Genomic DNA, 13,031 nt, shown 5'->3' with positions numbered 1-13,031 from the left:
ACGGTCCGCCTCAAGCCGGTCCGCCTGAAAAGCGCCAGCGTGCGGTTGCGGGGGGCCACATGCGGGCCTATCTGCGCCCGTAACGATCGCGTATTGCCGGGGGCCGCTCAAGTGAACGAAGACGAGGTCCTGGCGGAATTCCGTAGTGCCGGCGCGCTGCTGGAGGGACATTTCGTCCTATCCTCCGGCCGGCACAGCAACCGGTATCTGCAGTGCGCCCGCGTGCTGATGGACCCCGCCCGCGCGGCGCGACTCGCCACGGCACTCGCCCTGGCAATCCCCGACAAGATAAAGATTCAGCTGGGCGCGGTCGTCAGCCCCGCGATGGGCGGCATCATCGTCGGCCACGAAATGGGTCGCGCGCTGGGGCTGGAGGCGATGTTCGTCGAACGGCCGACCGGCACATTCGAACTGCGCCGCGGTTTCCGCCTGACACCCGGCCAGAAGGTGCTGATGGTCGAGGATGTCGTCACCACCGGGCTCAGCTCGCGCGAGGCAATTCGCGCCATCGCGGCGGAGGGTGGCGAGGTGATCGCCGCGGCCTCGCTGGTCGATCGTTCGAACGGCACCGTCGACCTGGGCGTGCCTTATTATCCGCTGATCCGGCTCGACGTGCCGAGCTACGCTGCGGACGCATTGCCGCCCGAACTGGCCGCCACCCCTGCGGTGAAGCCCGGCAGTCGGGCGGCATGACCGTGGCGCGCAAGCTGCGCCTCGGCGTGAACATTGATCATGTCGCCACGATCCGCAACGCGCGCGGCGTCGCCTATCCCGATCCCGTCCGCGCGGGGCTGCTCGCGGAACAGGCGGGCGCCGACGGCATCACCGCCCATCTGCGCGAGGATCGCCGGCACATCACCGACGACGATATCGCTGGCTTGACCGCGGCCCTCACCGTCCCGCTGAATTTCGAAATGGCCGCCACGGACGAGATGCTGGGCATCGCGCTCCGCCACCGTCCGCACGCCGCCTGCATCGTGCCCGAACGACGCGAGGAACGCACGACCGAAGGCGGGCTGGATGCCGCGGGCCAGCATGACCGCCTGCAGCCACTGGTCGCTGCGCTACGCGATGCCGGGATCCGCGTATCGCTGTTCATCGCGCCGGACGCGCGGCAGATCGATGCCGCGATCCGGCTTGGTGCGCCCGTCGTAGAACTGCATACCGGTCATTATGCCGATCTCGACGACGCCGACCGTGCCGCCGAACTGCGCCGCCTGTCGGATGCCGCCGCACTCGCCGCGCGCAACGGGATGGAGGTCCATGCCGGCCACGGGCTCACCTTTGACAATGTCATCCCCATCGCGGCGATCCCGCAGGTCGCGGAACTGAACATCGGTCATTTCCTGGTGGGCGAGGCGCTGTTCACCGGACTGGACGCCACCGTCCGCCGGATGCGCGCGCTGATGGATTCCGCGCGGTGAGCGCTGTGCGATGAGGCAGCCAAGATGATCGTCGGGATCGGGTCGGACCTGTGCAACATCGATCGCATCCAGGCATCGCTCGATCGATTCGGTGAGCGCTTCATCGACCGCGTCTTCACCGCCGCCGAACGGGCTAAGGCGGAAAAGCGACCCTTCACCCGCGCCGGCACATATGCCAAGCGCTTCGCTGCTAAGGAGGCGTTTTCCAAGGCGGTTGGAACCGGGTTCCGCCAGGGCGTGTTCATGAGCGATATCGGCGTGGTCAACCTGCCGTCCGGCGCGCCGACCCTGGCGCTGACGGGCGGTGCCATGGCCAGGCTTGACGCCATCACCCCGCCGGGCCACGCCATCGACATCCACCTGACCATGACCGACGATCACCCGTTCGCGCAGGCCTTCGTCATCCTGTTCGCGCGATCGATACCAGAAAGACCCAAGCTGTGAGCGATACGAAGGCCGCGATGGCCACCCCCACCCAACCGGCTGCGAAGACGACCGACTGGTGGGGCGAGGCCAAGGGCATCTTCTGGCTCGTGCTGGCCGTCCTCGCCTTCCACAGCCTGCTGGCCAAGCCCTTCTACATCCCCAGCGAATCGATGATGCCCTCGCTGGTGAAGGGCGACCGGCTGGTGGTGACGAAATATCCCTATGGCTGGTCCTATGTCTCGCCCAGTTTCCATATCCTGCCGTTCATGCAGGGCCGGCTGTTCGGCCGCCTCCCGGAACGCGGCGACATCGTCATCGTCACCCCGCCGGGCAAGACCTCGGATTATATCAAGCGCGTCATCGGCCTGCCGGGCGATCGGCTTGCGGTGCGCGGCGGCACCGTCATCCTGAATGGCGTGGCGGTCCGGCGCCGCTCGGTCGGCACGGCGAAGATCCCGGTCGACGCCAACGTGCCGTGCGATCAGCCGCAAGTCGTCCAGTACCGCGTCACCGGCGCCGACGGCCGGCTCTACTGCGCCCTGCCGGTGGTCCGCGAAACGCTGCCCGGTGGCGCGACCTTCAACACCATCGATCTGGGTGACTATCCCGCGGTCGACGATTATCCGGAGGTCACGATCCCGGCCAACCACGTCTTCCTGATGGGCGACAATCGTGATCAGTCCGCCGACAGCCGCGTCCCCGCCGACCAGGAAGGGCTGAACGGCCCGGTGCCCTATGAGAATCTTGGCGGGCGTGCCGAATTCATCACCTTCTCGCTGGATGGCACGTCCACGCTGTTCAACCCGATCAGCTGGTTCACCGCGATGCGCGGCGACCGTGCCGGCACCAGTTTGCATCCGGATCGCAGCGCCGCCGCCGCACCTGCCAGATGAGCGGCGAGGAACGGACCGAAACGCCCGGCCCGGCCGACAATAACGGCCCGCTGGTCGGGCGCGAACTGGTCCGCGCTGCGGTCTGGCTCGGCCTTGCCTCCGCGATCTTCCTCGTCTGGACCTTGTCGCAGACGATCCTCGTCATCATCGGCGCGTTCGTGATCTGCCAGATGCTCGACGGCGGTACGCGCCTGCTCGGCCGAATCCTGCCGATCGGGCGGGCGTGGCGGCTGCTGATCGTCTGCCTGGCGGTCCTGGCCTTCCTGATCTGGGTCGTCTACTTCGCCGGCGCATCGATCATGGGGCAGTTCGACATGCTTCGCGCCACTGTGACGCAACAGAGCGCCCGCGTCCTTGCCTGGGGCCAGTCCCTGGGCCTTGCATCCAATGGTGCGCAGATGGACCAGATCGGGCAACAGCTGATGGGCTCGATCGGCAAGCTCACCTCCGCGGTCGGCACTGCCTTCGGCGCGCTTTCGTCGCTGGCGATGATCGTGGTCCTCGGACTGTTCTTCGCAATCGAACCCAAGCTGTACGAACGCGGCATTGCCTGGATGCTCCCGCTCGACCGGCGCGAGACCTTCTACAGGACCGCCGCGAAGATGGGCCATACGCTGCGCATGCTGATGTTCGGCCGATTGATCGGCATGGCGGTCGAAGGGGTCGGCACCTGGGCGCTGCTCTGGGTCGGCGGGGTGCCGATGGCCGGGCTGCTGGGCATCCTCACGGGCCTGCTCGCCTTCCTCCCCAATATCGGCGCGATCGTCTCGGGCGTGCTCATCATCCTGGTCGGGTTCAGCCAGGGGGTCGATACCGGCCTGTGGGCGGTCGGCGTCTATTGCGTGGTGCAGGTGATCGACGGCTACATCATCGTGCCGATGGTGGCGAAGCGCTCCGTCGATCTCGCCCCCGCGCTCGTCCTTGGCGCGCAACTCCTGTTTGGCGCGCTGTTCGGCATCCTCGGCCTCGCGCTGGCCGACCCGATCATCGCGATGATAAAGGTCATGCTCGAACAACGCTCTAAGACCGCCGCCGAAGAGGCCGCGTAACCGCCGTCCCGCGAAAACCGGGACCTTCATCCGGTCGAGCGCCCCCCGCCAGTCAAAACGAGACCCCAACCTGCGCCGGGGTGACGAGCTTGGCGCCGCCCCCTTACCGAACCTCGCGCGCGACCGGATACAGCAGGTATCGCGCGTCATGATAGGGCGACCGTTCGTAGAACCACGCCAGCCGCGCCTGGCGGTCGGCTGCGAAGGCCGGGTCCGCCTTCACCTTCGCGTCGAACGCCGCCTTCAGCGCCGGGTCGCGCGCCAGCATCGCGTCCGCCATCGGCGCGACCACATAAGGCTCCATATATTCGGTCCGCTGCAGGATTTCCGGGAAGAGCCCCCAGGCCAGCAGCCCGTCGGGACTTTCCGGTTCGAGCATGGCCGCGGCAAGCTGCCCCAGCGGCTGGTCCGCGGGCACCCGCACCGATCCGGCCGGCCAGCTTTCCCGGCCCGCCGCATGGACATAGCTGGCGGACTTCAACGGCACCCGTCCCTCGTTCGCCGCACCCAGCACCGGATCGACCAGCCGCACCCGATCGACCGCGACGCTGCGCGCGGCCGTGATCGTCTCCATCGTCACGCCGTGCAGCCGCAACCGCGCGATCACGTCGGGCCTGCTCGCCGGGACCCACCAGGCACGCGGCAGCCGCGTCGTGACGGCCGCCTCCTCGCCCCAGATCGGCATCCGGATCCGCGTCGGCCGCCCGGTCCAGCGGATGACGTCGCCGCCTGCCGCCGCGGATGGTGCCATTTCGTGCGAGATCCCGTCGAACATCCGCGACGCGATCGGTGCGGCGCTGCGTTTCCATTCCAGCACCTGCTCGGCCGGCCGCGCCCGCCGGTCGGCCGCGATCGCGGTCCGCGCACCCGCCGCCTGCGCCCCGATCAGTCGTAGCGACGCCTCCATCAGCACATAGCTGCCCAGCACGCGCTGGCGATACGGCTTCAGCGAATGCGTCTCGACCAGCACTGTCGGCACATGGCGCAGGTCGCCATAGCCGTCGGAGTAGCGCCCGGTGCTGGCCGTATCCTCGATCCCCTTGTCCGGATTGGGGTCGATCGCGGAAATATATTGATAGGGCCGGTGTCCCGCCGCGGTCAGCGCCGCCTCCACCGCCGGCCGGTACGTCCGGTCGAGCCAGCGCCCGACCGCGGGCGACTGGGCATAGCGCCCGCCATACCCGTTGAAGTCGGTGGTGATGTCATATTGGTAATCGATGCCGTCGGTCACATGAATATCCAGGTATAGCGCCGGATCCCATCTCCGGATCAGCCCGATCATCGCCTGCATCTCGGGCGTGTCGGCCTTCAGATAATCGCGGTTCAGGTTCAGGTTCTGCGCGGTCGTACGCCACCCCTGCCCGTTTGGTCCCCGCTGGTTCGGCCGGTTGTAGTCGCCCGCCCGCTCATGCCCGTCCACGTTGAAGATCGGCACGAACACCAATGTCGCCCGGTCGAGCAGCCCGTCCTTGCCGCGCAACGCGATGTCGCGCAGCAGCATCAGGCCGGCATCCTTGCCGTCGATCTCGCCCGCGTGGATCCCGGCCTGCACCAGCATCACCGGCTTGTTCGTTCCCGTCCCCATCAGGCCCGGCTTCGACGCGACGACGGCGTACAGCACCCGCCCTTCCGGCGACCGGCCGAACGGCTCGATCCGCAACAGGGGCGACGCCGCCACCAGCCGGTCGATCCACGCCCGCGTCTCGGCATAAGACGGCGTCTTCGCGAACCCGGTCGTTTCGGACGGCGTGATCCACGGATCGCCGGGCCGCGCCACCAGCGCGATGCTGCCGCCCGCCCATGGCTGCACCGGCGGCAACGGCGCTTGCGGGAATGCGGCGGCCAGCATGGTCAGGAAGGGGATCATAGACAGGCAATCCTTCGTCGGCTCGGGCAAGATGTGACGAGTCGGTATCGATCAGTTTTGGTCGATCTTCGTACCATCGATCAATCGTCGTCCCGGACCTGATCTGGTATCCGGAATTTCAGACGCTGTGTGAGGCCCTGGATCCCGGATCAAGTCCGGGATGACGACCGTGACAGTCAGACCCCGGCAAAACCGACTTCGGCCAGTCTCTTGTCGTGCCAACGCCGGGACGAAGGTCCGGGTGGTGCGGAGGTGAACACGAGCCCCCAAGGTCCGTTCGGTTCGAGCCTGCCCAGAACCCGCTGCGTTCGGCGGCGCGAACCGAACGGAGTCTCAGCCCCGCGCCGCTGCCGCCATTTCGCGGTTCCGCGCGACCGCCGCCGCGATCATCCGCGTCATCAGCGACACCAGCGCGCCATCCGCGTCCAGCACGTCCAGCCCCTTGCGCGTGCTTCCGCCCGGACTCGCCACCCGCTCCGCCATCGCCGCCGGCGACGCTTCTCCGCCGCGCGCCTGTTCCGCCGCGCCCGCGACCGTCGCCAGCGCCAGCCGCGCCGCCTGATCCTGGCCGAACCCCGCCGCTACGCCCGCCGCGGCCAACGCATCGACGAACCGGTACAGGAATGCCGGCCCGGAACCTGCCACCGCCGCCGCCACGTCCATCGCCGCCTCGTCGTCCAGCCATTCGACCAGCCCCAGCGGCGCCATCAACCGGTCCATTGCCGCGCGCAGCACCGCATCCGGTTCCGGTTCCGCCGCGTACAACGCCACCACCCCGCGCCCGATCGCCACCGGCAGGTTCGGCATCGCCCGCACGATCCGCGCCGTGGGGAACCGCGCACGCAATGCCGCAATCTCCACCCCAGCCAGGATCGAGACCAGCACCGTGCCCGGCCGCATCGCGGCGGCCAGCGGTCCGGCCACCAGATCCAGCATCTGCGGCTTGACGCCCAGCATGACCATGTCGGCCGCAGCCGCGCCTGGCGGAACGGCGGAGAACGTCGCCACCCCATCCGCAAATGCGGCACCGGACTTGCGGATCACGGTCAGCCGCGCCGGGTCCATGCCGGTCGCCAGCCAGCGGTGCAGCATCGCGCCGGCCATGTTGCCCGCGCCCACGGCCCAGACGGAATCGAACGTCATGCCTCGCCCTGTGTCTCGATCAACGCGGCGGCGATCGCCTCGGCGGGCGTCTTGTCCGCCCACAACACGAACTGGAATACGGGGTAGAAGCGCTCGCACTCGTCGATCGCCGCCTCGATCAGCGTTTCGGCCTGGTCCAGCGTCAGCACGCTGTCCCCCTCCCCGTCCAGCAACGCGGCATGCCGGAACAGCAGGATGCCGGACGACGCCCAAAGCTCGAAATGGCCGATCCACAACTGTTCGTTGATCAGCCCGATCGTTTCGTACATCACGGCCCGCTTGTCCGCGGCGACCCGCACGTCGGGCAAGGCCAGGAACTGCAGGACCTGATCCTCCTCGCGCCACACCGCGCGTAGTTCGTACAGCGTCCAGCTGCCCTGGAAATGGGCGACGATCTCCTCGTCGCCCTGCCGCTCGCTCGACCAGCCATGCGCCTCGAAATACTCCTCGAGCATGTCGATCGGCGCACTCGGATCCGCGGCGGCTTCCTCGTCGTCCAGCGTCATACGCCTAAATCCACCCATGATGCCCTGCTTGGACGCAGGGATGCGCGGCGGCAAGCCGGCGTCGAACGGGTGTCGGCGATATTCTGTGGATAAGCCGGCTCAGGACTGCGCCACCGGCCCGCCGTCCGTCCCGCCGAAGGACTGCGTCTGCGACTGACCCTGCACCGTGCCATGCGGCGCAACGGTATCGGTCGTCGGTGCGGCCGGCGTCACGGGCGCCGACGCGGCCGACTTCGCCTCCAGCGCATCGAGCCGCGCGCGCAGCACGTCGGCCTCGTCGCGCGCCGCCGCCGCCATCGCCTTCACCGCTTCGAATTCGTCGCGCGATACGAAATCCAGTCCGCCGATCCATTCGCGTGCCCGGCTGCGCGCGGAGGATTCGGCCTCTCGTCCGACGCCGGCCAGCGTGCCGGCGGCGCCATTCATCATCTTCACGATATCGTCGATGAACCGGTTCTCGGTCTGCATGGTCTGTCTCCGCCCCGTCTGGTCAGGCTGTGACGTGGGGGTTCCGTGACATTTGTGCAACCTCCGCCGCCGCCGGGTTCATCCGCCCGATCTCGAAATTCAGCGCCGCCGCCAGGCACAGCCACGCCAGATAGGGCAGCATCAGCAGGCCCGCCGCCCGCCGGATGTTCCAGAACGCCCACGCCGTCGCCGCCGCGAACCCCAGGATCAACAGGATCAGCACGAACGCTGGCCAGATCCGGTGCGCGGCAAAGAACAGCGGCGACCATGCCAGGTTCAGCGCCAGCTGCACCGCGAACAGGCCGATCGCCCGTCCCCGTCCGCGGGCACCGCGCGCCGACACGATCATGACCAGCGCAACGCCCATCATCAGGTATAACAGGCTCCACGCCACGCCGAACATCCAGCCCGGCGGCGTGAATCCCGGCTTGGCCAGCGCCGCGAACCAGCCATTGCCATAGCCGGAATTAGACAGCCGCCCCGATGCCAGCCCCAGCAGCAGGACCAGCGGGACCAGCACGATGCCCCAACGGAGGCCGGCCATCCGGATCTGTCCCTGCGATGCGATCTCACCCATGCCCGTCCTCATGCTCCCGATCGGTTCTTACCGTTTGACCCGTACAACGAAGATATGAGGAAAATGGTGGCGGGCACCGCGCATATCGTCATGCCGTCGCCGTCTTCACCGCCCCCAGCAGAAATTCGACATTGCCCTCCGGTCCGGTGATCGGGCTGGTCGCGATGCCCGTGACGGTCCATCCGCGCCCCGCGATCCAGTCCGCCGCCGCCGCGCACACCCGCGCATGGACGGCCGGGTCGCGCACCACGCCGCCCTTCTCCACCTCGTCGCGCGCCGCCTCGAACTGCGGCTTCACCAGCGCCAGCAACCGCCCGCCGGGCCGCACCAGATCGATCGCGCTGTCCAGCACCGCGGCCAGGGCGATGAAACTGGCGTCGCACACCACGATGTCGATCGGGTTCGCCACCTGCGCGGCGGTCAGGTGGCGGGCATTGGTCTTTTCCATCACCACCACCCGCGCATCCTGCCGCAGCTTCCATGCCAGCTGGTTGGTCCCCGAATCGACCGCATAGACGCGCGCCGCCCCGCCGGTCAGCAGCACGTCGGTAAAACCACCGGTCGACGATCCGACGTCGATCGCCATCGCGCCGGCCACGTCCCACCCGAAATGCGCAAGTCCATGGGCCAGCTTCACGCCCCCGCGCGAGACCCAGGGATGGTCGCGCCCCTTCACCGCGATCGGCGCGTCCACGGGCAGCAGCTGCCCCGCCTTGTCGATCCGTCGCGTGTCGGACGACACCAGCCCTGCCAGGATCAGCGCCTGCGCCCGCGCCTGACTCTCGGCCAGCCCCCGTTCCACCAGTATCCGGTCCGCACGCAACGTCTTGGCCATGATCCTTCATGGCCCATACCGAACGGGCGGAACAGCCCCGGTGGCACACGCCGTGTCGCCCGCGAACCTCAGGCCTCGTCCACCGACAATTTCCCCGTCGCCGCCAGCCGGTGCGCCGCCACCGTGGCGGGTGCGCGCCGATAGGGCGGCCGCCGCACGGCGCGCATCCGGCCCCGGGCGATCCGCGCGAAGCCGACCCGGTCGTCCTGGTTGCCGCCCAGCACATGCCATGCCGCCGCATCCTCGCCGACATACAGGCCGACATGCCCGCCGCCCGGCCGCACGAACGTCATCACGTCGCCCAGCATCGGCCGCGCCGTCGCCACCCCGAACTTGCCCCAGTTCAGCGCCCACAGCGGCCCGTCCGGCACGGTCCAGCCCGCCCGCTTCGCCGCCACCGCGAGGAACAGCCCGCACCACGCCGTCGCATCGGCGCGGTATCCCGCCACCCCCGCCTCCCGCGCCCATTGCAGGATCACGGGGTTGTCCGCCGCTCCGGCCGTCTCCCGCACGCCGTACAGTTCCAGCCCTTCCGCCAGCATCCGCGGCAGCGTGCCGACTGACCCCAGCCAGCGATAGGCCGGCGGCAGCGTGCTCGCCTTCCACCCGCTCATGCCGCCAGCACCGCGCGCAACGTCCGCAACCGCACGACATGTGGATCGTCCACCAGCATCGCCACCACCTCCTCCTGAAGCCCGAGCGGCGCGGCCAGCACGCCCGCCCCCATCCGTTCCAGGTCGAACAGCGTCCGGACATGCACCTGCCGCAACGCCCGCGCCGCCGCACTGCCGACGCGCAGGCACAGCTGCGCCTGTCCCACCCAGTCGATCACCTGATGCAGGCCGTAGGGCGTCGCCAGATGCACCAGCACCGGGTTTGCAGTCGCCAGGTTCTGCACGTCGTACCACCCGCCCTGTTCCAGCCGGCGGGCGATGTCCCCGTCGATCCCGTCGATCATCTCCAGCGGCTGCACGATCGTACCGGCCAGCGCGGCGGCGTCCACCGGCTTTGCGAACCGCACGCGCAACCGCCGCCCGATGCCCGCCAGCCCCAGGTCCGGCGCATAGCCGGCCACGAATGCCAGCCCGGTGGCGGCACCCTCAATCCCGGAGATTCCCAGCACCCGCGCTGCCACCAGCGCCACGACCGCCCCCTGTACCAGATGCGCGGCGCACCGCAGCCACAGCAAAGCGGTCAGCTCGTCATTCTGCACCGCCCGCACCAGCATCCGCGCGGTCACCAGATACCCGCCGAGAAACGCCGCCCCCGCCACCGCGCCGGCGGGCACCAGCAACAGCCCGAACCCCGCCGTGCAGAGCAGCAGATAGGGCAACGCCGGCGCGACGCGGCCCAACCCGCCATCGCCCCCGGCGTAGCGGCCCCGCGCCTGTACATATGCCCCCGCCGCCGCGATCCGCGTGCCCAGCCACGCGACCCGCCGGCGCCGCTCCGCGCGCACCCATCCCGCCACCGCGAGCACCGCGATCGCAAACGCAAGCCCTGCGCCAACCATCGCCGCCATCCGCACCCAACCCCGATCCATACCGAACTCCCCCCAAAAGAGCGTCCGCATGGCGAGCCTGACGGCATGAAATCCTAGTAGGACAGCGGTTTCGTGGTCAGCAGAGGGCGACCCGGTTCATCATCATCCTGACGAAAGTCAGGATTCATTATCACTCCGCCGGAAAGCGTGACCGAAACCGTAATGAAAATGGATCGGCCTCCGCCGGCATAGCGGCGAAGCAGGCAGCGCCGTACAGCTGCACGACGCTTCCAACCCCGTCTATTCCGAGCGAAGTGGGGGGACCCTTCGAGCGCAGCCAAGAAGGCTGCCGATTCATCGGCACTACAAGTCCCGGAAGCTCACCCCAACCCCGGTCCTTAAGCCCGCGCGCCCTCTGCAATCCCGCCGGAATTGCGCTGCAACGCCGCCGTCACCGTCGCGACGATCGCATCCGCATCCAGCCCCGCCTCGGCATATTGCCGGTCCGGCTTGTCATGATCCTGGAACAGGTCGGGCAGGCGCAGCGTGCGCAGCTTCAGCCCGCCGTCGATCAGCCCCTCGTCCGATGCCAGCGTCAGGACATGCGCGCCCAGCCCGCCGACCGCACCTTCCTCCACGGTCACCGCCACGTCGTGCGTGGACAGCAGCCGCCGGATCAGCGCCTCGTCCAGCGGCTTGGCGAACCGCATGTCCGCCACCGTCGTCGACAGCCCCATCGCGTCCAGCTGGTCCGCCGCCTTGCAGGCCTCGCCCAGCCGGGTACCCAGCGACAGGATCGCGACCTTCTTGCCGTCGCGCACCACGCGCCCCTGCCCGATCGCCAGCCGTTCCGGCACAACGGGGATCGTGACGCCGGTGCCATTGCCACGCGGATAGCGGACCGCGATCGGCCCGTCGTCGTGCAGCGTCATGGTATGCACCATGTGGGTCAGCTCGGCCTCGTCCGCCGCCGCCATCACCACGAAATTGGGCAGCGTCGCGAGGTACGTCACGTCGAAACTGCCGGCATGCGTCGCCCCGTCGGCACCCACCAGCCCGGCCCGGTCGATCGCGAACCGCACCGGCAGGTTCTGGATCGCGACGTCGTGCACCACCTGGTCGTAGGCGCGCTGGAGGAAGGTCGAGTAGATCGCGCAGAACGGCCGCATCCCCTGCGCCGCGAGGCCCGCCGCGAACGTCACCGCATGCTGCTCCGCAATCCCGACGTCGAAGAACCGGTCGGGATGCGCCGCCGCGAACCCGTCCAGCCCGGTGCCCGAAGGCATCGCTGCGGTGATCGCGCAGATCCGCTTGTCCGTCGCCGCGGCCTTGGCCAGCGCCGCGCCGAACACATTCTGGTACGCCGGCGGACCGGGCGGTGCCTTGGCCTGCACGCCGGACACCACGTCGAACGTCTGCACGCCGTGATATTTGTCCGACGCCGCCTCGGCCGGGGCATAGCCCTTGCCCTTCTTCGTCACGACATGCACCAGGATCGGCCCCGTCTCCGCATCGCGGACATTTTCGAGTACGGGCAGCAGCTGGTCGAGGTTATGCCCGTCCACCGGGCCGACATAATAGAAGCCCAGTTCCTCGAACAACGTGCCGCCGGTCGCCATGCCGCGGGCGAACTCCTCGGCCTTCTTCGCCGCGCTGTGCAACGGCCGCGGCATCCGGCGGGCGAGCTTTCGCAGCACGTCGCGCATCGACATGAAACTGCCGGACGAGATCGTCTTGGCCAGATACGCGCTGAGCGCCCCCACCGGAGGCGCGATCGACATGTCGTTGTCGTTCAGGATGACGACCAGCCGGTTGCCCGCCTGCGCCGCATTGTTCATCGCCTCATAGGCCATGCCCGCCGACATCGCGCCGTCGCCGATCACCGCGATTCCGCGCCCCGGTCGATCCGCCAGCTTGTTGGCGATCGCAAAGCCCAGCGCGGCGGAGATCGACGTCGACGAATGCGCCGCGCCGAACGGGTCATATTCGCTCTCGCTACGCTTGGTGAAGCCGGACAGCCCGCCCCCCATGCGCAACGTCCGGATGCGGTCGCGCCGGCCGGTCAGGATCTTGTGCGGATAGGCCTGGTGGCCCACGTCCCAGATCAGCGCATCGGTCGGCGTGTCGAACACATAATGCAGCGCGACGGTCAGCTCGACCACGCCCAGCCCGGATCCCAGATGGCCGCCCGTGGTTCCCACTGCGGAAATCATCTCCTGCCGCAGTTCGTCCGCCACCTGGCGCAGCTGTTCGGGTTTCAGCCGGCGCAGGTCTTCGGGCGTCGCGGCCAGGTCCAGCAGCGGTGTCGTCGGGCGGTCGGACGGGATGGCAGGCATGGAACGCGGATTTCCTCTTCTGCG

14 protein-coding genes are annotated in these 13,031 nt (G+C 68.6%); 5 read left to right on the top strand and 9 right to left on the bottom strand.

The genetic code is table 11. From position 1 onward, the window contains the following. Nucleotides 1-111: 111 nt before the first annotated feature. The 5 genes from pyrE to BKY59_RS13115 are packed head-to-tail and all read left to right on the top strand — an operon-like array spanning nt 112 to nt 3,792. Nucleotides 112-693 carry an orotate phosphoribosyltransferase gene (pyrE, locus tag BKY59_RS13135; RefSeq protein WP_076072218.1) on the top strand — a complete coding sequence of 194 codons (582 nt, stop codon included), beginning with the start codon at nt 112-114 and terminating at the stop codon, nt 691-693. A 2-nt stretch (nt 694-695) separates the two neighbouring features. Beyond that, nucleotides 696-1,424, top strand: coding sequence for a pyridoxine 5'-phosphate synthase (locus BKY59_RS13130; protein WP_129586400.1), 729 nt, complete (start codon nt 696-698; stop codon nt 1,422-1,424). Between the two features lie 24 nt (nt 1,425-1,448). After that, nucleotides 1,449-1,868: a holo-ACP synthase gene (acpS, locus tag BKY59_RS13125; protein ID WP_076072212.1), complete on the top strand. Its 420-nt coding sequence runs from the start codon at nt 1,449-1,451 to the stop codon at nt 1,866-1,868. A gap of 17 nt (nt 1,869-1,885) precedes the next feature. Continuing rightward, nucleotides 1,886-2,743 carry a signal peptidase I gene (lepB, locus tag BKY59_RS13120; RefSeq protein ID WP_076072454.1) on the top strand — a complete coding sequence of 286 codons (858 nt, stop codon included), beginning with the start codon at nt 1,886-1,888 and terminating at the stop codon, nt 2,741-2,743. Next, nucleotides 2,740-3,792, top strand: coding sequence for an AI-2E family transporter (locus BKY59_RS13115; RefSeq protein WP_076072210.1), 1,053 nt, complete (start codon nt 2,740-2,742; stop codon nt 3,790-3,792). Before lepB ends, BKY59_RS13115 begins: the two co-directional genes overlap by 4 nt. 103 nt (nt 3,793-3,895) lie before the next feature. Here BKY59_RS13115 and BKY59_RS13110 read toward each other — a convergent pair whose 3' ends face one another. The 9 genes from BKY59_RS13110 to dxs form a co-directional block, all read right to left on the bottom strand. Continuing rightward, nucleotides 3,896-5,659, bottom strand: coding sequence for a M14 family metallopeptidase (locus BKY59_RS13110; protein ID WP_076072207.1), 1,764 nt, complete (start codon nt 5,657-5,659; stop codon nt 3,896-3,898). 333 nt (nt 5,660-5,992) lie between these two features. Then, the gene (locus BKY59_RS13105) at nt 5,993-6,802 is read right to left on the bottom strand and encodes a pyrroline-5-carboxylate reductase family protein (RefSeq protein WP_076072204.1); all 810 of its coding nucleotides are present in this window, start codon (nt 6,800-6,802) and stop codon (nt 5,993-5,995) included. Beyond that, the gene (locus BKY59_RS13100; RefSeq protein ID WP_076072201.1) at nt 6,799-7,308 is read right to left on the bottom strand and encodes a type III secretion system chaperone family protein; all 510 of its coding nucleotides are present in this window, start codon (nt 7,306-7,308) and stop codon (nt 6,799-6,801) included. Before BKY59_RS13100 ends, BKY59_RS13105 begins: the two co-directional genes overlap by 4 nt. Before the next feature lie 99 nt (nt 7,309-7,407). Next, entirely contained in the window at nt 7,408-7,776 is a 369-nt protein-coding gene (locus BKY59_RS13095) for an accessory factor UbiK family protein (protein WP_083672133.1), read from the bottom strand. A 22-nt stretch (nt 7,777-7,798) separates the two neighbouring features. Beyond that, nucleotides 7,799-8,353 carry a TspO/MBR family protein gene (locus BKY59_RS13090; protein WP_076072199.1) on the bottom strand — a complete coding sequence of 185 codons (555 nt, stop codon included), beginning with the start codon at nt 8,351-8,353 and terminating at the stop codon, nt 7,799-7,801. A gap of 88 nt (nt 8,354-8,441) precedes the next feature. Continuing rightward, complete coding sequence (locus BKY59_RS13085) at nt 8,442-9,188, bottom strand: TlyA family RNA methyltransferase (RefSeq protein ID WP_076072196.1); 747 nt, start codon at nt 9,186-9,188, stop codon at nt 8,442-8,444. Between the two features lie 68 nt (nt 9,189-9,256). Then, on the bottom strand, nt 9,257-9,802 hold the full coding sequence (locus BKY59_RS13080) for a TIGR02594 family protein (protein ID WP_076072193.1): 546 nt from the start codon (nt 9,800-9,802) through the stop codon (nt 9,257-9,259). Beyond that, the gene (locus BKY59_RS13075) at nt 9,799-10,731 is read right to left on the bottom strand and encodes a hypothetical protein (RefSeq protein WP_129586388.1); all 933 of its coding nucleotides are present in this window, start codon (nt 10,729-10,731) and stop codon (nt 9,799-9,801) included. The genes BKY59_RS13080 and BKY59_RS13075 overlap by 4 nt, the downstream gene beginning before the upstream one ends. 338 nt (nt 10,732-11,069) lie before the next feature. Beyond that, a complete protein-coding gene (dxs, locus tag BKY59_RS13070; RefSeq protein ID WP_076072188.1) occupies nt 11,070-13,007 on the bottom strand; it encodes a 1-deoxy-D-xylulose-5-phosphate synthase in 1,938 nt (645 codons plus the stop codon). Nucleotides 13,008-13,031 lie beyond the last annotated feature (24 nt).

Origin of the sequence: Sphingomonas montana (assembly GCF_001956315.1) — a bacterium.
In the GTDB taxonomy this organism is placed as follows: domain Bacteria; phylum Pseudomonadota; class Alphaproteobacteria; order Sphingomonadales; family Sphingomonadaceae; genus Sphingomonas_R; species Sphingomonas_R montana.
The sequence above is the reverse complement of the archived record's forward strand: the minus strand, read 5'-3'. Positions and strand labels throughout refer to the sequence as shown.

Excerpts from the sequence above, each read along its gene's own strand:
- acpS (WP_076072212.1), top strand. The coding sequence starts at position 1,449 with ATGATCGTCGGGATCGGGTCGGACCTGTGCAACATCGATCGCATCCAG.
- lepB (WP_076072454.1), top strand. The coding sequence starts at position 1,886 with ATGGCCACCCCCACCCAACCGGCTGCGAAGACGACCGACTGGTGGGGC.
- BKY59_RS13115 (WP_076072210.1), top strand. The coding sequence starts at position 2,740 with ATGAGCGGCGAGGAACGGACCGAAACGCCCGGCCCGGCCGACAATAAC.
- BKY59_RS13110 (WP_076072207.1), bottom strand. The coding sequence starts at position 5,659 with ATGATCCCCTTCCTGACCATGCTGGCCGCCGCATTCCCGCAAGCGCCG.
- BKY59_RS13105 (WP_076072204.1), bottom strand. The coding sequence starts at position 6,802 with ATGACGTTCGATTCCGTCTGGGCCGTGGGCGCGGGCAACATGGCCGGC.
- BKY59_RS13100 (WP_076072201.1), bottom strand. The coding sequence starts at position 7,308 with ATGACGCTGGACGACGAGGAAGCCGCCGCGGATCCGAGTGCGCCGATC.
- BKY59_RS13095 (WP_083672133.1), bottom strand. The coding sequence starts at position 7,776 with ATGCAGACCGAGAACCGGTTCATCGACGATATCGTGAAGATGATGAAT.
- BKY59_RS13090 (WP_076072199.1), bottom strand. The coding sequence starts at position 8,353 with ATGGGTGAGATCGCATCGCAGGGACAGATCCGGATGGCCGGCCTCCGT.
- BKY59_RS13085 (WP_076072196.1), bottom strand. The coding sequence starts at position 9,188 with ATGGCCAAGACGTTGCGTGCGGACCGGATACTGGTGGAACGGGGGCTG.
- BKY59_RS13080 (WP_076072193.1), bottom strand. The coding sequence starts at position 9,802 with ATGAGCGGGTGGAAGGCGAGCACGCTGCCGCCGGCCTATCGCTGGCTG.
- BKY59_RS13075 (WP_129586388.1), bottom strand. The coding sequence starts at position 10,731 with ATGGATCGGGGTTGGGTGCGGATGGCGGCGATGGTTGGCGCAGGGCTT.
- dxs (WP_076072188.1), bottom strand. The coding sequence starts at position 13,007 with ATGCCTGCCATCCCGTCCGACCGCCCGACGACACCGCTGCTGGACCTG.